Annotated in this window: 15 protein-coding genes; 10 read left to right on the forward strand and 5 right to left on the reverse strand. The window is 51.7% G+C overall.

All coding sequences use genetic code 11. The features are described 5' to 3' along the window. Positions 1-22: 22 nt before the first annotated feature. From G462_RS0105910 to G462_RS0105935, 6 genes are all read left to right on the forward strand, one after another. Entirely contained in the window at positions 23-1,213 is a 1,191-nt protein-coding gene (locus G462_RS0105910) for a glycine C-acetyltransferase (RefSeq protein WP_026958179.1), read from the forward strand. Further along, positions 1,213-2,235: an L-threonine 3-dehydrogenase gene (gene tdh, locus G462_RS0105915; protein WP_026958180.1), complete on the forward strand. Its 1,023-nt coding sequence runs from the start codon at positions 1,213-1,215 to the stop codon at positions 2,233-2,235. The genes G462_RS0105910 and tdh overlap by 1 nt, the downstream gene beginning before the upstream one ends. Positions 2,236-2,339: 104 nt before the next feature. Then, positions 2,340-3,491 carry a hypothetical protein gene (locus tag G462_RS21850; RefSeq protein ID WP_051326560.1) on the forward strand — a complete coding sequence of 384 codons (1,152 nt, stop codon included), beginning with the start codon at positions 2,340-2,342 and terminating at the stop codon, positions 3,489-3,491. Continuing rightward, positions 3,491-4,432, forward strand: coding sequence for a polysaccharide pyruvyl transferase family protein (locus G462_RS23810; protein WP_026958181.1), 942 nt, complete (start codon positions 3,491-3,493; stop codon positions 4,430-4,432). The genes G462_RS21850 and G462_RS23810 overlap by 1 nt, the downstream gene beginning before the upstream one ends. Continuing rightward, on the forward strand, positions 4,425-5,204 hold the full coding sequence (locus tag G462_RS0105930; protein WP_026958182.1) for a hypothetical protein: 780 nt from the start codon (positions 4,425-4,427) through the stop codon (positions 5,202-5,204). The genes G462_RS23810 and G462_RS0105930 overlap by 8 nt, the downstream gene beginning before the upstream one ends. A gap of 4 nt (positions 5,205-5,208) precedes the next feature. After that, positions 5,209-5,949 (forward strand): glycosyltransferase family 25 protein, encoded by a 741-nt coding sequence (locus G462_RS0105935; RefSeq protein ID WP_026958183.1) that lies wholly within the window; start codon positions 5,209-5,211, stop codon positions 5,947-5,949. A gap of 59 nt (positions 5,950-6,008) precedes the next feature. On the opposite strand, the gene G462_RS0105940 is transcribed toward G462_RS0105935, so the two are convergent. After that, positions 6,009-7,022, reverse strand: coding sequence for a glycosyltransferase family 9 protein (locus G462_RS0105940; protein ID WP_026958184.1), 1,014 nt, complete (start codon positions 7,020-7,022; stop codon positions 6,009-6,011). Positions 7,023-7,340: 318 nt separating this feature from the next. Between G462_RS0105940 and G462_RS0105945 the strand changes: the two genes are divergently transcribed. Both G462_RS0105945 and G462_RS0105950 read left to right on the forward strand, forming a co-directional pair. Next, positions 7,341-8,759 carry a capsule assembly Wzi family protein gene (locus tag G462_RS0105945; protein WP_084404953.1) on the forward strand — a complete coding sequence of 473 codons (1,419 nt, stop codon included), beginning with the start codon at positions 7,341-7,343 and terminating at the stop codon, positions 8,757-8,759. A 32-nt stretch (positions 8,760-8,791) separates the two neighbouring features. After that, positions 8,792-9,304 carry a hypothetical protein gene (locus tag G462_RS0105950; protein ID WP_157378564.1) on the forward strand — a complete coding sequence of 171 codons (513 nt, stop codon included), beginning with the start codon at positions 8,792-8,794 and terminating at the stop codon, positions 9,302-9,304. Between the two features lie 22 nt (positions 9,305-9,326). On the opposite strand, the gene G462_RS0105955 is transcribed toward G462_RS0105950, so the two are convergent. Together G462_RS0105955 and G462_RS21860 are read right to left on the reverse strand one after the other, a co-directional pair. Continuing rightward, entirely contained in the window at positions 9,327-10,106 is a 780-nt protein-coding gene (locus tag G462_RS0105955) for a glycosyltransferase (RefSeq protein WP_026958187.1), read from the reverse strand. A gap of 185 nt (positions 10,107-10,291) precedes the next feature. Continuing rightward, the gene (locus G462_RS21860) at positions 10,292-11,404 is read right to left on the reverse strand and encodes a glycosyltransferase family 4 protein (protein ID WP_051326561.1); all 1,113 of its coding nucleotides are present in this window, start codon (positions 11,402-11,404) and stop codon (positions 10,292-10,294) included. 207 nt (positions 11,405-11,611) lie between these two features. On the opposite strand from G462_RS21860, the gene G462_RS0105965 reads away from it, so the two are divergent. Both G462_RS0105965 and G462_RS21865 read left to right on the forward strand, forming a co-directional pair. Next, positions 11,612-14,743, forward strand: coding sequence for an ABC transporter substrate binding protein (locus G462_RS0105965; RefSeq protein ID WP_026958188.1), 3,132 nt, complete (start codon positions 11,612-11,614; stop codon positions 14,741-14,743). Between the two features lie 107 nt (positions 14,744-14,850). Continuing rightward, positions 14,851-15,591: a class I SAM-dependent methyltransferase gene (locus tag G462_RS21865; protein ID WP_211234192.1), complete on the forward strand. Its 741-nt coding sequence runs from the start codon at positions 14,851-14,853 to the stop codon at positions 15,589-15,591. A 238-nt stretch (positions 15,592-15,829) separates the two neighbouring features. Here G462_RS21865 and G462_RS0105975 read toward each other — a convergent pair whose 3' ends face one another. After that, positions 15,830-16,237: a GNAT family N-acetyltransferase gene (locus tag G462_RS0105975; RefSeq protein ID WP_035476886.1), complete on the reverse strand. Its 408-nt coding sequence runs from the start codon at positions 16,235-16,237 to the stop codon at positions 15,830-15,832. Beyond that, on the reverse strand, positions 16,234-17,421 hold the full coding sequence (fabV, locus tag G462_RS0105980) for an enoyl-ACP reductase FabV (protein ID WP_026958190.1): 1,188 nt from the start codon (positions 17,419-17,421) through the stop codon (positions 16,234-16,236). The genes G462_RS0105975 and fabV overlap by 4 nt, the downstream gene beginning before the upstream one ends. Positions 17,422-17,460 lie beyond the last annotated feature (39 nt).

Here is a 17,460-nt window from a genome sequence, read left to right on the forward strand (position 1 = left end):
TCCACTTATCGAAGGGTTTCACATGGTTGAGTTATTTTATTCCCAGATCCGTCAACAACTTGAGCAGGTTAAACAGGAAGGCCTGTACAAGAACGAACGTGTAATCGAGTCCCAACAGCAGGCATCCATCTTGGTTGCCGAGCAGCAGGTGGTGAACTTTTGTGCCAACAATTACTTGGGCTTGGCCAACCACCCTCGATTGATTGATGCCGCGAAACAGGGCCTAGACAGCCATGGCTTTGGTGTCGCCTCGGTGCGCTTTATCTGTGGTACCCAAGATATTCACAAACAGCTCGAGCAAGAGCTGAGTGATTTTCTAGGAATGGAAGACACCATCCTTTACTCTTCTTGCTTCGATGCCAACGCGGGTCTGTTCGAAACCTTACTCGGCCCTGAAGATGCGATTATCTCCGACGCCCTTAACCACGCCTCGATCATCGACGGTGTACGCCTGTGTAAGGCCAAGCGCTTTCGCTACGCCAACAACGACCTGCAAGAGCTGGAACGTTGCCTGATTGCCGCCGATGAAGCCGGTGCGCGTCACAAGTTGATTGCCACCGATGGTGTGTTCTCGATGGACGGGGTGATTGCCAATCTTCCGGGTATCTGTGACTTAGCCGAGCAATACAACGCGCTTGTAATGGTGGATGACTCCCACGCGGTGGGCTTTGTTGGCGAACAAGGGCGCGGTACCCATGAATACCACAAGGTGATGGAGCGGGTTGATATCATCACCGGCACCTTGGGCAAAGCTATGGGCGGCGCCTCGGGCGGTTACACCTCGGCTAAGAAAGAGGTGGTTGACTGGCTGCGTCAGCGCTCGCGCCCTTACCTGTTTTCTAACTCATTGGCACCATCTATTGTTAGCGCGTCGCTGGAAACCCTGCGCCTGCTGCGTGAGAGCGGCGAGCTACGTGAGCGCTTGTGGAGCAACGCCAAGCTGTTCCGCGAGCTGATGAGCGAGGCAGGGTTTACCTTGGCCGGCGCCGATCATGCCATCATCCCGGTGATGTTGGGCGACGCCAAACTGGCCAGTGACTTTGCTGATGCCTTGCTGGCCCGTGGCATCTACGTGATTGGTTTCTCCTTCCCGGTGGTGCCAAAAGGCCAGGCGCGGATCCGCACTCAGATGTCGGCGGCGCACAGCGAGGAGCAAATCCGTCATGCGGTGGCCTCGTTCATTGAAGTGGGCAAAGAGCTGGGAGTGATCTAATGAAGGCACTTTCCAAACTGCATGCGAAGCCGGGCATCTGGATGACCGATGAGCCGATGCCTGAGCTTGGCCATAACGATCTGCTGATCAAGATTAACAAGACCGCCATCTGCGGTACCGACGTGCATATCTACAACTGGGACGAGTGGTCACAGAAGACCATTCCAGTACCTATGGTGGTTGGTCATGAGTACGCCGGCGAAGTCGTGGCCATCGGCCAAGAGGTACGTGGCTTTGAGGTGGGAGACCGCGTCTCCGGCGAAGGCCATATCACCTGTGGCCACTGCCGTAATTGCCGAGGTGGCCGCACCCATTTGTGCCGCAATACCGTAGGTGTTGGAGTCAACCGTCAAGGTAGCTTCGCCGAGTATCTGGTGATCCCTGCGGTCAACGCCTTCAAGCTACCCGATGAGATCAGCGACGACTTGGCCGCTATCTTCGACCCACTCGGTAATGCGGTGCACACTGCCCTGAGCTTCGATTTGGTCGGCGAAGACGTGCTTATCACCGGAGCTGGGCCAATTGGTGCTATGGCGGCGGCGATAGCTCGCCACGTTGGGGCGCGTCATGTAGTGATTACCGATGTTAATCCTTACCGCTTGGGGCTGGCTGCTAAACTTGGTGCTACCCGCACGGTGAATGTGGCCGAAGAGCGCCTCGAAGATGTGATGGCTGAGCTTAAGATGACTGAAGGCTTCGATGTTGGCTTGGAGATGTCGGGCGTACCTTCAGCCTTCAACACCATGCTTAACACCATGAATCACGGAGGAAAAATCGCCATGCTAGGTATCCCACCGAGCGATATGGCGGTGGACTGGAATCAGGTGATATTTAAGGGCTTGGTGATAAAAGGGATATACGGACGTGAAATGTTCGAAACTTGGTATAAAATGGCCAGCCTTATCCAGTCTGGCTTAGATGTCTCTCCCATCATTACCCACCATTATGCAATCGATGACTTCCAAAAAGGCTTTGATGTGATGCGTTCAGGTGAGAGTGGCAAAGTGGTGTTGAGTTGGTGAGGACCTGCTGTTAGAGAGTAGCGCAGGCGGTATCAGACTGTTCAGCCTGGGGTTTTGTGAGAGTTATTTGAGCGCGAGTACGCTGATGAAGTTGGGAGTTTTTAGTGAGCAAATTGAGTAAGTGTGAGTTTGAACATATGGGTGAAGGTGGTAAGTACCTAGAGTTAAACCTGCACTTACCAGGCGGCAGCCGCTCAGTATTTTTCAGAGCTCTTGGCGATACCACTCTTACTCCCAGTGCAGATGCGCTGTTATCGTATGGGTTACTACCGGCAATGGTCGACGCAGGTGGACAAACCTTGCATATTGCAGGGGAGGTTAGTGCCAAGTTACGGCGTTCTTTGCCTCAAATGCAGGACATCTACCACTGTTGGGATTCTCGTTTGAATCCCGTGGCTTGTGAATCTGAAGCAGTAGAGCGCAGTAGTAGCCAAGCTCGCCGAGTGGGTTGCTTCTTCTCAGGTGGGGCAGACTCGTTCTACAGTGTTCTAAAAAACAATGATGAGGTTACCGATCTCATTTTTGTTCATGGTCTGGATATTCCACTCGACAATACTGATCTTCGGAACAAGGTGTCGGCAAACTTGCGGGCGATTGCAGCTGAGCTCGGTAAAAACCTCATTGAAGTTGAAACGGATGCTCGTGCTTATATGGATGAACAAGTGGCTTGGGGCGAGTTTGGTCATGGGGCTGTATTGGCGACGATTGGTCACTTGCTATCTAGTCAGTTATCAAAAGTCCTGATTCCATCTACACACTCTTACCGAGACATGTTTCCCTGGGGCTCACACCCTCTGTTAGATCCGCTGTGGAGCTCTGAGGCACTTGAGTTTGTACATGATGGCTCGGAAGCAACTCGAGTAAACAAAATAGGACTAATAGCAGGCTCTGAAGTGGCCATGCGTCACTTGCGGGTTTGTTACGTGAACCCCGGCAGCTTGTATAATTGTGGACGTTGCGAAAAGTGTTTGCGAACCATGATCAATCTGCAAGTCCATGGCGCCTTAGAGAAATGTCAGACTTTTCCTGACTCGTATAGCTTTAAGCGTTTAAAAAGAACTACTGATGTAACAAATGACAACGTCAGATCTTTTGTAATAGAAAACATCGAAGAGCTTGCTCGAAACGGCAACAATCCTCAGCTTGAAAAACAGCTGGAACGTTTGCTCCAGCAAGCAGTTTGGCCCAAAGCCCTAGCGAAGTACTTCAAGCAAAAGAAACGAACAATGATTAATAATCTTAAAGGCGGTAACTAATGTCAGATGCTCAACTCGTAGCAGATTTTTTTAAGCAGAACTTCGCCGGTGAAGAGATTTATTATGTGACTAACCAAGGTAACGCTGGTGATGCGTTAATTGGCTATGGCGCGTTATCTTTCTTTGAACGTGAAGGTATTCGCTTTCACTTTGTGGAGTCTCCGCGTGACCCGGTGCTTGAAGGCAAGGTGGTGGTGTACGCGGGTGGTGGCTATCTGACAGATTTCTATCCTCACAACGCCGAGAACTTGTCATGGATGCGTCAGCATGCCAAGCATTTGGTCATGCTGCCTCAGACAACGCAAGGTTCGGAAGAGTTCTTGGCCAGCCTTGGCAGTGAAACTACCGTTTTTTGTAGGGAGCTAGTCACCTACGAGCATGTTCAAAAACACACTCAAGGCGTTGCGGTTCATCTTGTTCCTGATATGGCATTTTGTATTCCCGCAAAAGCCTTCGTTGAACAACAAGAGTTACAGTTTCCCCAAGTTTTTAAGAAGTTTATTAGCCAACGTAAACAGTTTGGTCGAAAGAGCTCGCGAACCGTGCGTGGCAAGTATCTATATCGCGCGTTTCGCCATGATCTCCGATACCGTAAGAAGGCCGCAAAGGCGGGTCACCCGAAGCGTTTGAATGCGTTTCGCTATGACCAAGAGGCGAGCGGAATATCGATTCCAGATGTGAATATCGATGTCTCTTACTCTATGCAGTTTGGGGTTAACTCGGCAGAGAAGCTGGAGTACACCTCGTTCAGATTTTTGAGCTTTATCAATAAGTTCGAAGAGGTCTACACCGATAGGTTACATGTGGCGATCGGGGCTGCTATGTTAGGCAAGAAGGTCTATCTCTACAGCAACAGCTACTTTAAGTGCCGCGCTATCTTTGAGTACTCGCTTCAGAAGCAGTTTCCTGATGTAGTGTGGATGGGAAGCGGAAATGACTAAAAACACCGTACAATCTCTATGGATTGGACCGTCACTGTCCAAGATCGAACAGCTCTCTATGCGTTCGTTTGTCCATCATGGCAATCCCTATCATCTGTACACTTACAACGATATTGACAATGTGCCTGATGGCGTTGTCGTTAAAGATGCTAATGAGATATTGCCTGAGCGTGAGATTTTCCGCGACCGTTCGGGTAGCTTAGGCGCTTTTTCTGATGTATTTCGATTCAAGCTACTGGAGAGCACCTCATCGTTTTGGGTTGATACTGATGTGGTATGCCTAAAGCCTTACGACTTCGAAGAGAGCGAAGTGTTTGGTTTCCAAGATGATGGCAGCGTTAACGGTGCGGTGCTGCGTCTGAGCAAGGATTCCGATGTATTGCGCGAAGCCCTTGATTATTGCGCACGTCCTAATGTCGTTCGCGACTACGACTCCAATAAGGTAAAGCGGCGTAAGTTGGTGCGCAAAATTAAACGCAGTGGGCTCTCTGATATTAGCTTTGGTGAGATTGGCCCAGATCTCATCACGAAGATCTTAAAAGATAAGGATTTACTGGCGACAGCCAAGCCGATTTATTACTTCTACCCCATCCATCATTCCTGCGCTAGAACCATTTTTTCTGAGAATGGAAAGGAGATGGCGAGCTTTCTTGAGCACAGTTATTCATTACATCTTTGGAATGAGATCTTCCGGCGGGAAGGGATCGACAAAAATGGCGACTTCTCCGCGAACTCGCTGATCGGTGCGTTGATGAAGAGGTATGCGGGATAGCGCGATGATTCAGGTTTATGTGATCAGCTTGGCTTCTTCGTTGGCGCGGCGTGAGAGTATTCAACGTCAGTTCAACGAGGCAGGTATCCGCTTTGAGTTCTTTGATGCCATTGATGGACGAAAGGACCCTCACCCGCTGTTTGAGCGACAAGATGTTGTGCTACGCAAAAAGCTGTGTGGGATCCCGCTGCTACCCGGAGAGCTTGGTTGTTTTGCTAGTCACTACTTGCTTTGGCAACGCTGCGTTGAGTTGAACGAGTCGATTGTCGTGGTAGAAGATGACGCCGAGTTAAAAGACACCTTCGCCAGCGCCCTACCTCACTTGACGGATTTGGCTAATAAGCACGGTTATGTCCGCTTGTTTGAGAACGAAACAACCCATCGTAAGCGTGTGCTGGTTGAACATTGGGACGACATCGGTAGCGACGTGGTGCGTTACCTAAAAGGGCCCGCCTCGACCCGGGCTTACCTGCTACACCCTTCTGCCGCAGAGAAGTTCCTTACCCATGCTGCCCGCTGGTACAAGCCTGTCGATGACTATATGGACGAGTTTTGGATTAATGGCGTGGAGTGCAAGGGCTTGGTGCCGGGTATCGTTAATGACGAAACCGACTTTGAGTCTGAGATCAAAGAGCAGGTGGTTGGCTACAAGGAACGGACACTGGCTGCTAAGATTGAGCGCGAGTGGTTGAGGTTAAAGTCTGACTTGCAGCGACTGGTCTTCAACCTCAGAAAGAGTCTCTAAGCTAGCACCTCAATGGCAGCGAGTGCTATCAAACTACTCGCTGCGCGAAAAGACTTCTTCTAGCTGTCGATAAGGCTTTCGATAGCTTTAGTCGCTTCCCTTACGACTGATTCGACCGACGGTACCGATCTATCCGGACTGTAAGCAACAAAGTGCGGCTCATACTTAGGCCAATAACGTTGCGGCAAGGTCGAATAGAACAGACCCAAGGTTGGCGTGTGGGTCGCCAGGGCGATGTTGCGCACACCGGTATCGTTACAAATCAGTAAGTCACACTTGTTTGCCATAAACTCGGTTAACGCATCGATAGACATAGTCTCTTGAGCACTTACGTTCTCACGCTCTAACAGCGCTTCCCAACCTGTTCTTTTCTCTTCAGGGTTCATGCCTTCGAGCAACACGAAGTTGAGCGATGGATAGCGCTCTGCCAGTTCACCAATCACCTGCTTGTATTGTTCTAGCGGATAGCACTTGCTTGGGGTGGAAGCTCCGGTGAAAAAGGCGATGGTATTGGTGTTGCCTTGATACTCCGGCAGCGCGAAGTCGAGGCGATGCGGTGGGAAATGCCCTAGGGTCACTAGCAGGTCCAATAGGGTTTCGGTTTCATATTTATAGACACTACGCTTTAGGCAGATGTCGTAGACCGGGCGGGTGATATCGCGCCTGGGGAAGGCCAGCTTGAGTTTCGCTTTAGCGAAGATGCTTAGCAAATGAGAGCGATTGGTCGCGGCCAGATCGAACAGAACATCCTGTTCTGGCAACGAGCGCAGATTGTTGAAGCGCTCCGATACTTTCTTGGTGCCTTGCTCGCCGTAGATGTAAAACACTTCGTCGACCAAATCGAGCGGTGCTCCTAGCTTGCTCTTGGCATCTAGACAGAGGGTGATCTTGGCATTCGGGAAGAACTTGCGCGCCTCCACGAAGAACGGCCGGGCGGCAATCATATCACCCAAGGCAGCGTGGCGGATAACCGCAATCTTGGTGATGGCTAAAGGGTCGAACTGGTCCTGCAGATATGCCTGAGCGCGTTTGCTCACTGATACGCCTTCGTCTACCCAGAGGTGTCTAGTCATAAATTAGTACTCTTTAGCTTTTTAATCTGTATACCGCTCAAGCCGGCGATTATAACGAAACTACTTACTGAGTGCTTCTGCTTTGTGGTGTTCCAAGGCTTGCTTGAAGAGACCAATGCCTGACACAGATGCTCATATTACAGCGTCGAGAGTGAACATAATATTTAACCAAAATCAGCGGATTACTCGATGCTGCAGGTTTGTTTCAGGCCAAGAATTGCTTTAGACTCGAAGCCTTATTTCCTCTGGAAACCCTAGTTCACGTAGCAAGGATGCGAAGTCACGTGGCTTAGATCTAACTCATAGCGAACTCTAACAATGAAAGCATGGATACCTGTAGCTGGATTGCTTGCCTATTCTGGCGCTGTATTTGCGGGCCCGGTCAGTGCCTACTTACCTGTTAACCTTGCTCCTGAAATGGAGCGCAGTGTTGAACGATTCTTACTCATCAGTGATGTGCCGGTTGTGAAACGGCCGATTGCAATTCGTGCTGTTGAAGATGCCTTGGAGATCGGTTGTGAGCGAGATGCAGGGCTGTGTGCTGAAGTCAGAGATATCTTGGCTCGCTACCAATCACGCGCTGGTGTGGCATGGGCGGAAACAGAGCTTAGTGTTTCCAATCACGATGATATGACCTTGTTTAATCGTCGTGGCGAAACCACCGATGACTGGTGGCATGGCAGTGTCGGTGGCTACTGGCGTGCCCATGACAATATACTGTTCAATCTAGGAATGGTCGCCTCGGATTCCAACTTTACCCCTGATGGCAGCTTTGTCAGCGTCGGCTTTGATACCTTCCAAATCGATGTCGGCTACAAGCCGCATTGGATCTCGCCAATGCGCGGCTCGGCGATGCTGCTGAGCACCCAGGCTGAAACCTATGCAACGGTGTCGTTCTCTAACGTGAGACCGATAGATTTATGGGGTGTGGGTTTTAACTATGAGCTGTTCTGGGGCCAGCTTTCGCACTCTGATCGTATTCGTTACGAAGATGGTTTTACCAGCGGTAAGCCCTATGTCGCGGGAATGCAGTTCTCATTAGAGCCATTTGACGGCGTAAGTATAGGTCTGAGCCGTATGATGCAGTACGGCGGCGGCGCCCGCGGCGGCGCTAGCATCAAAGATATCTTTAAAGCCTTCTTCGACCCATCGGGCACCGACAACCGTGGCGATGATTTGTCGATGGATGATGAGTTTGGTAACCAGCAGGTTGCGCTGTTCACCCGAGTAAACTTCAGCGGTAGTGTGCCATTCGCGATTTACCTAGAGTATGCCGGCGAGGATACTGCTAAGGGGTCAAACAAGCGTATCGGCAATGCTGCGCTTAGTGGCGGGATTGACTTCCCACGCGTGTGGCAGGACTTCGACCTTACCTATGAGTTCTCGCAATGGCAGGATGCTTGGTACGTGCATTCCATCTACTTGGACGGTATGACCAATGAAGGCACTGTGCTAGGTCACTGGGGAGCAACGCAACGCGTAATGGGTGATGGCGTGGGTGCCCAAGCCCATGAGTTATTCGTGGGTTGGCAATATTCCTCTCGTACGCGTTTTGACCTTAACTACAAGACTCTGCAAAACGAGAGCTACAGCCGAAATGATTATGTAAGAGCCCATTCTTTAACGTTGAAAGCCAGCCTGAAGCACGGTGGTTACCTGTGGGGTGGTGAGTTAATGGTAGGTAGAGATGTATTTGATGAAGACTATGCACGGCTGGGAGGCTTTGTAAGATGGTAGTGTCTAAAAAAGGAGCTCTTTTAGGTTCCCTGTTGTTGTGCTCGTTGCCAGCCATGGCCTATGAGGTAAGTGTTGAGGCAGGTGCCAACTTGTATGCCATTAAGTACAACGAGGTCAAGGAAGACCCCAGCCATGACTTCAGCTCAGTAAAAGGAAGCGCACACGCCGGGATCGGTGTCTCGCGTGCGTTCTCTGACAAGCATCATTTGGGGATCCGCCTCGATGTGGATCGCTACGACGGTAACTGGTTTTGTGGTTTGCGTGCACTGGACTATCAGTACGCGTTTTCCAGCCGCTGGCGTGCTGGGGCGTTTATTGGTGCGGCCAGCTATGATTACCGCCTGCCTGCCTACGGCCTTTACTATGGCGCGACGTTGGAGAGAAGAAACTTTCTCACCGAGAACCTGAGTCTGGTGCTGGATGTGAAAAGTGGCGATACGCTTACCCGCAACCGCCGCACTGAGGAGGGTGACCGTCCTAGTGAGCGGCCCGATATCTTCGTTGACATCTTGTCTGGCGGCATCTCACTGCGTTACCACTTTTAGGCCGTTCAAAGAGAATAGGCTGTTAAAGAAAACGTTTGGCTAGCGAGCCCACCAAGGAATCGGGCTCAAAGCCAGCGTTTTTATCTACGCCACGCTTTCTTAATACCTCATTCCAAAGGTGCACCGCGTAGCTGTTCTCCAGCAAGGCATTTAGTTGCTGAGAACCTTTGCTAAACATGGCGGCGGCGCTGCTATGGTGAATCGGGTAAAACGCACTAAACGGCAGGGCTTCATCGAAGCGTTGCTGATGCTTCAAGATACTGGTTATCAGCTCTGGGCCGGTTTCCCCAAAGCGCACATTCCGATACTGGTTTTTAAACTGTAGCTTGCGCTTGATTTTATTTCTGGCGGTGCGGCGTGAGTCGTAGGGCTGAAGCTTGCTAGGGTGAGAGCAATACTCACTCATAGTGGTAAGTAAGCTGTCATTATTGGCGAGTCTTAACACGGCGGTGTTTGCCTTGTCATCAGACTCCAGGCCAAACACGTTATCTTGGCTGAAATCGAAAGGCTTCAAACACACCATATCGGTGTCCACCCAGTAGCCATCAGTTTGCTGCAGTAGCGAGATTCTGAACAGATCTGAAAATGGCGCGAAACTTCCTTTTACGTGCTTGAATACTTTGCTCTCATCTAGAATGGTGTTGGCATCTTTGATCTCTACGCCGTCGGGCACATTCTTCACGTCTTGATAAACGTAAAGTACAAAGGGCATACCGTTGGCGATGAACGAGGCCAAAGACAATTGCTCTACCTTGGAGAGGCTAGAACCAATCCAGAGAGACTGCGCATAGGGAGGGGTCATCAATGACGAGTATCCAAGCAAGCTTTATACGATTACGATACTGTTTAACCTATTAACTACGGCTAGGTTTCAGTTTGTTAATTTCAGGGAATCTAACATGCAGACAAGTGTCTAACAAGCTCGCGGCGCCATTTAGCGAACATCGAGCTGTGGCTATAAATAATAGTATCACTCGATGTGTTTGATTATTCACCGTTCAAGTAATATTTCTCTAACTGGGCTAAATGCGTCTCCAGTAAAAAGTGTTTCTCGGCGCGTGTTTTCAAACCAGCGGCTAACGCGAGTTTGTCATCATCGGCGATAAGCTTCTCCAATGTTGTGGCGATCTTGGCGGGGTTATCAAAAGGTACCGTGAGTGCGGGATTATCGAGTAGCTCTGGAATTGCCCCGCTATCAGCGCCAAGCACAACCCGCCCTGCCATCATCGCTTCAATGGCGGTTAAGCCAAAGGCTTCCTCTTTAGACAATAGGCAAACCACATCCATAACGGACAGCATGTTGTGAATGTCCTTGCGAAAGCCCGGTAAATGCACGCGCTGTGCTAAACCATATTCGGCAATCTTATCTTTGAGCATGCCTAGCGTTGTCAAATCAGCCCCCTGATCCGCTTGCAAGCCACCAACGATCAATAGATGGGATTGTTCATCACCGTGTTCCACAAGCTGTTTGAATGCGTCCAATAGCTGTAGTTGCCCTTTGCCCGGGTCGATACGCCCTAAGGTCCCAATGACTGGGGCGGTATCTGGTAAGCCGAGTTCGCGGCGTAATCTGAGTACATCTCCTGTGGATAGCTCCGCGGGCGGTGGCGCGGTGCCTAACCAGAGTCGCGCAATTTTAGTGGGATCAATTGGCAGGTTCTTGAGGTTTTTGGCTTTGGTGAACTCACTGATCGACAGTAGCTGGTCCACATGGCGATACACCCAGCGATGGAAAAGGTCACGCTTGCTACTGCTGCCCCCCATGTGCTCGGTAAATATCACTCTACGTCTATGTAGGCTATCGAGCAGTGCTGCCAACAGCAGATCCCCTGACTTGTGGCAATGCATCAGCTGACATTGCTGGCGATTCAGCCAGCGATTAATTGCGCTAACCGCGAGCAGTGCTTTGGCTTTGGAGGCGAAGGTGAACACCTTAAAGCCTTGTTCGCGCATGGCCTTATCGACGGGGGTGCCTGCTAGGCATATGCCAAGAACTCGCCAACCGCGTTGTTGGAACTGAGTACCCATTCGGATGGGGTACATTTCCAATCCGCCCCAACCTTTACTGAGACAAATATGTAATACGCTGTGATTTGACATGAATTAAGGGGATGATTTCCTAGCACAATTTTATGCGCCACAGTGTATACCTAAACTTATTGCTAATCCTGTACTTTGAGTGCTCGAGTGGCCAGCTTTAGGGAGTGAGGCTCAAGAATTGTCGCGTTATCGTGCTGCCACATATAGATAGCCCGCCAGATCTTGCTATAGTTAGCGCTAAGAAATTGAAAAAGGGAGTTTTATTGCGTGCTGCGAGGCTTATGGATTGGCCTGGGGCTGTGGCTGGTAATCAGCACACAGGCTCTTGAAGCGAGAACCTACCGAGTACTGGTACTCAATGCCAATCAAGCCGGGGTGATTTGGGATGCCCAGTTTGAGGAAGGCCTTAACCATGGCATGGGACAGGCCGATCTGTGGTTTTATCACCACCGCATCCAATATGTTGATGAGGCTTTTACCGAGTTCCGCCGTGCTCAGGAGCAGCAACTCAACGAGTTGATGCTCTACTACCAATTCGACTATGTAGTCACGCTAGGCGACTACGCACTCCAGCTTGCTACGCACTCACAAGGCTTTAGAGACTATCAGTACCCGGTGATCGCCGCGGTTCGCTCTGAGTTTTCGGTCAGTGATCCCATCGACAATCAAAGCATTATCGTGGTTCAGCAAGCGCTGCCGCTGGCTGAGAATCTAGCGCTGTATCATCAGCTTCTTCCCAACTTGCATACCCTGCACCTGCTGGTATCCACAGGCCCCACTGGCGAGGCCTTAGGGCGACGCTTCACCGAGCTCGCTGAGCAGCAAGGTTTAGAGGTTAAGCTGTGGACAGAAGCGGATTATGAAGAGCTTAAAGCCCATGCCTCTACCATGACCAGCGGTGAGGCGATTGTATTTGCCGTCTTCCGTGAGCATGTTGCCGAAGGCATCGCGCTCAATAGTCACAATATGGAGAGCCTTGCGAGCCTGGCGCGGGTGCCCTTGTTTAGCTTGTCTGAGCTGCCGATTGGGGTAGGAGCGCTGGGGGGTAAGGTAATCCGTGCGTCGCGAATTGGCGAACAGACCTCGGTTATCTTGAACAAGTTACTACAAGGCCGAGACTTCCGGCGGGTGGGCCAGAGCGACGCGGAGCAGGCAGAGTTCGTGTTTGATTCCCAACAGCTTAAGCGCTGGGGGATCAGCCGCTCACAGCTACCAGAAACAGCTCGCTTGGTGAATGATACCGCCCAGCCTGGCTTCACCGTGGCACAAATTGGTTTGTCACTGAGCGGTTGGGGGCTGGGCGTTTTATTGTTACTGCTTTGCTTGCTGTTGTGGCTGCGCGTAAAACGCAAACACAAGCGTTTGCAAGAGGCGCTAGCGCGCTGGGAGGCTGGCTTTAACCGCGCCCATCAAGCGATGGCGCTGCTCGATGCGGATGGCTTGGTGATTAAACACAATAGTGCGATGCAGCGCTTACTGGGTGGTGAAGAGCGCATTGCAGACGGTGACCATTTTCTTGAGCATCTGCGCTGGCCTGATCGCATGCGCTCAGGATTTTCTGAGCAGTTTACTAAAGCCTGTCAGGGCGAGTTGGTGCTTTACTTTGGGCAGTTTGCCTACCATCAGCAGCGGCGTTTATTGGATATCAGTTTTACGCCAAAGTTGGACAGCGGCTATCGAACCGAGAGTGTATTGCTGGAAGTGCGTGACTTAGACCAGGTGCAGGTACAGCAACAAGCCCTGACCGAGAGTGAGGAGATGTATCGCCACCTGTTCGATAGCAGCCCAGCGATGCTATTCATGGTTAATCCGCTAGGGGTGATTTGCATGGCCAATGAAGCCTTCGCCAATCATCTCGGCTACTCGCGGCAAAGCATTGAGCTGCTGCAGCTACGTGGTCTGTACATCAGTGAGAAAGAGAAGCATTGCCTACCCAAGTACTTGCTAAAGCTTGGCCAGCAACAACAGGTGCAAACCCGCGAGGTGGCCTACCATCACCGTGACGGTGAGGAGTATTGGTTCCGCGAGAGCGCATTGTCGCTGCCCGATCGCGGCTTAGTGCTGTTTGTCTGTGAAGACATCACCGTTGCCAAGGCAATGCAGCATGACCTTAACTTCCATGCTAACTACGATGCGCTCACTGGGATCTATAACCGTGGCTACTTAGAGCGCCACCTGCAGCGCTTGCTGGACCACTCCGAACAACAGCAGCACGCGATGCTGCACCTCGACCTGTCTCAGTTTAAGGTAATTAACGACAGCTTTGGCCATGGCAGTGGCGACCAAGCCCTTCAACAAGTGGCGCGGGTGCTACAGCATCATCTACCGGAAAACGCGATCGTCTCGCGCCTTGGCAGCGACGAGTTTGGCATGATATTGACCGACGTAGATCAAAAACAAGCGGTCACTATTGCCGAAGAGCTGCTAGCCAAGTTGCAAGACACCCACTTTGTGCGTGACGAACGCATGGTCAGCTTTGGCGGCTGCCTGGGGCTTACCATGTTTGATCGTGAGTCCGGCGCCAGCGTGCAGAGCATTATGGCGCAAGCCGACAACGCTTGTTTCTCGGCCAAGGCGCTGGGGCGCAACCGGGTGTTTATCTTCCACGACGAGGCGCAGGAAATCCAACACCGCCAAGGTCAGGTCGCCTGGGTATCACGTATCCAAAAAGCGCTGCGCGAAGACCGTTTTATCCCCTATGCCCAAAAAATCGTACCAGTCAGTGGCCCGAGTGAAGACTACCTGCACTACGAAGTGCTGATTCGGATGATCGATGAAGAAGGGCGGATCGTGCCGCCTGGCCTGTTCCTGCCTGCGGCAGAAAACTACAACTTAATCGATCAAATCGACCGCTTGGTTATCACCAAAACCCTGTTATGGTTAAGCGAAACCCCTAGCCACGTGGCCCGGCTAAACATGTGCTCCATCAACCTCTCGGGCCACTCGCTTGGCAACAGTGATTTCATCAACTGGCTGGTTGATTACTTACAGCAAAGTGCACTGCCGCTGAACAAGCTCTGTTTTGAAACCACCGAAACCGTGGCCATCGCCAACCTACAAGTTGCCACCGACTTCTTTAATCGGGTACGTGCCTTGGGTTGCAAGGTGGCGCTGGATGACTTCGGCTCCGGGTTATCGTCGTTTGGTTATATTAAGAGCCTGCCCATCGATTACCTGAAGATCGACGGTATGTTCGTGCGTGATATTGCCAACGATGCCCAGGATGCTGCCATTGTGCGCAGTATCCACCAACTGGCGGAGACGCTCGGTAAACAGACCGTTGCAGAGTTTGTTGAAGATGCTGAAAGCCTGGCAATTCTCCAGGAAATCGGGGTCGATTATGCGCAGGGCTACTACTTCGGCAAACCAACGCCAATGGACATGTTGGCCCTGTCCTAAGTCAATCAGCAACAATGAGCAGTTACTTGTGTGGATGGGTATCAGGTAAACTTAGGCAAATTTTCGTTTAAGACCGACACGTGCAAGCTAATACCGTACCTGTGTTTATTGATGGCGAGACCTCGATCTCGCTACTTGACTGCCTCCCGGCTAACCTAAATTGGCAAGCCGTAGCGGCCCTTCCTGACAGTGGCTTTTGCTTACAGCTCGCTGGTGATGCGTTGTGCCTGCGCTGGTGTGATGAGCCCAAAATGGCGGGTGTGCAGGTCGATTTCGTCGCCGGGCGCAGTGCCCACCGCCGCCACTTTGGTGGCAACGAAGCGGTGGCACGCGCGGTTGGCGTGAAAAAGGGCGCCAGACCTAGCGTAATTGACGGCACCGCAGGCTTGGGGCGAGATGCCTTCGTGCTGGCTAATCTCGGCTGTCAGGTGCACATGTTGGAGCGGGTGCCGATGGTCGCGGCCTTGCTGGCGGATGGTCTGCGTCGGGCACTGGCCGATAGCCAACTGGGTGAATGGGTGTCACAGCGAATGAGTCTGGAGTTTTGTGCCCACGACCAAGGGCTCGATCCGCAGCGCCACAGCGCTGAGGTGGTCTATCTGGACCCGATGTACCCTCATCGCAAGAAGAGCGCGCAAGTTAAAAAAGAGATGCGGATGTTTCAATCGCTGGTCGGCGCCGACGAGGACGCCGATGCATTGCTTGATAAGGCCTTAGCAGTAGCGACTAAACGGGTGGTGGTGAAACGACCTTCCTATGCAGAGCCTTTAGCAGGGCGGAAGGGCAGCGCCACCGTAGATACCAAAAGCCATCGTTTTGATATCTATTTAGTCAGTAGCGGCAATTAGCCATCTCTATGTAACAAATGGGAAATATAGTGAGGTTGATCAATATTTTAGCTATGCGAATATTGAAAACGCTTGCAGAAATAAAGGGCTATCGAGTAGATTAGCCACGTTGTCCTAAGGAAAGGATAACTTGGAAAGATATAAGATCTGACCTTTGTTGACCGACAGAATTAAAAAGAGAAGCGTTGAGCTTCTCTTTTTTTTGGCCGCGATTTAGTTACGCAATGTATCTTGGGTGTTACAAGGCGCTGCCCATTTTCACGTAGGGCACATCCTCTTTGAAGAAGCGCTCGCTGATCACCTTAAAGCCATGGCGCTGATAAAAGGCGATGGCGCTTTCGCGGGCGTCGAACCACAGCTGCTGTGCAGCATGCTGTTTCGCCAACTGGCGCATATGGGTCAACATTGCGCCGCCATAGCCGCGCGATTGATGCTCGGGCAAGCAGGCAAACTTGCGCAGCCGCATCTTGTTGTCACTTAAATACAGCGAGGCGACGATCACCAGCTGTTGATCGATATAGCCGCCCAAGTGCAGCCCCTGCTCATCTTCCGGTACCCGGCAAAAATCCAGCGGGTAGTCTGGCCATAGCACCTGATGGCGAATGGGTAGGGTCTGTTCGCTGGTGATGGAACGTATCTCAATCATGGGCGTAGCTGACTCAGTGCGTCGATGTTTAGGGCTTGCTGATAATCGACCCCTTCCACGGCAAAGCCATTGAGCCTTTCAAAGCTTTGGCGGTAGCCGGCGTAGTCGGTTGTTTGCTTGAAGTTCTCGGGCGTGATGCTGTTATACAGCTGGTCTATCTGCGATTGCACCTCGGCCGAGAGCTCCCAATCATCGATGCGGATCTGTCGCTGCTTATCGGTAACCGCTTGTCCATCAGCGGGATAGAGTCGCTCGCTGAACAGTCGGTAGGCCTGCTCGGTACACTCTTCATGTAGACCTTGTTGCTTCATCACCTTGTAGAGCAGTGCGATATACGGTGACATCACCGGGATGTAGACGCTGGCCTTGGTCACCAGGGCCTTGCACACACAGGCATAGGCGCTGCCGCCGACGCTGTCTTGTAGCTGTTGGTTGAGCGCATCGGCCGTGGCATGCAGATGCTGTTTAGCGTAGCCAATGGTGCCTTCGCGGTAGATGGCCGAGGTGCGCTCTGGGCCAATGTAGGAATAGGCGATGGTATTGGCGCCCTCTGCCAGTACCCCCGCCTGTTGCAGCTCTTCCATCCAGAGCTGCCAGTCTTCGCCTCCCATTACCTTGGTAGTGGCGTCAATCTCCTGCGCGTTAGCGACCTCAACGGTTTGTTGCTCTAGCTGCTGCTGCTCGAGGTTGATGCTGTAGCCAGTTAGCGGCTCGCTGGTAGTTTTTAGCACCGATTGCCATTGGCCCGATTCGGTGACACGACGGCCAGTGGCAAGGCTGTAGATAACCAGGTCGATCTTGCCGCCAAACTCGCGTTTGATGTAGTCGATAACCTGTTTGCGGGTGTCTGCTTGAAAGGCGTCTGCGACGAAGTTCTTGGCGATTAGCCCTTTCTCTTCAGCCAGCTGCTTAGCGTAAATGTTGTTGTACCAACCTGCCGTGCCTATGCCGCGCTCGCTTGGGCCCCTCTCAAAGGATACGCCGATGGTATCTGCCCCACCCGCTTCACTTAGCACCAAACGCGAAGCCAGGCCAAAGCCCGAAGACGCGCCGAGGATTAACACCTTCTTGGCACCACTGATTGCTGGCTGCTGGCGTATATAATTGGCTTGCTGTTGCAGATAGGCTTGTAGGCCCGGTGGATGGCAGTTTCTGGCTACATTGCCCTTCAGTTGAATGTCCAAAGCAAACTCCGGTAATGGGAAACCCCGTCAGTATACCGA

The organism is Aliagarivorans taiwanensis DSM 22990 (assembly GCF_000429505.1).
Taxonomy (GTDB): Bacteria; Pseudomonadota; Gammaproteobacteria; order Enterobacterales; family Celerinatantimonadaceae; genus Aliagarivorans; species Aliagarivorans taiwanensis.

Coding starts and splice junctions, on each gene's coding strand:
- G462_RS0105910 (WP_026958179.1), top strand. CDS start 23: ATGGTTGAGTTATTTTATTCCCAGATCCGTCAACAACTTGAGCAGGTT.
- tdh (WP_026958180.1), top strand. CDS start 1,213: ATGAAGGCACTTTCCAAACTGCATGCGAAGCCGGGCATCTGGATGACC.
- G462_RS23810 (WP_026958181.1), top strand. CDS start 3,491: ATGTCAGATGCTCAACTCGTAGCAGATTTTTTTAAGCAGAACTTCGCC.
- G462_RS0105930 (WP_026958182.1), top strand. CDS start 4,425: ATGACTAAAAACACCGTACAATCTCTATGGATTGGACCGTCACTGTCC.
- G462_RS0105935 (WP_026958183.1), top strand. CDS start 5,209: ATGATTCAGGTTTATGTGATCAGCTTGGCTTCTTCGTTGGCGCGGCGT.
- G462_RS0105940 (WP_026958184.1), bottom strand. CDS start 7,022: ATGACTAGACACCTCTGGGTAGACGAAGGCGTATCAGTGAGCAAACGC.
- G462_RS0105945 (WP_084404953.1), top strand. CDS start 7,341: ATGAAAGCATGGATACCTGTAGCTGGATTGCTTGCCTATTCTGGCGCT.
- G462_RS0105955 (WP_026958187.1), bottom strand. CDS start 10,106: ATGACCCCTCCCTATGCGCAGTCTCTCTGGATTGGTTCTAGCCTCTCC.
- G462_RS21860 (WP_051326561.1), bottom strand. CDS start 11,404: ATGTCAAATCACAGCGTATTACATATTTGTCTCAGTAAAGGTTGGGGC.
- G462_RS0105975 (WP_035476886.1), bottom strand. CDS start 16,237: ATGATTGAGATACGTTCCATCACCAGCGAACAGACCCTACCCATTCGC.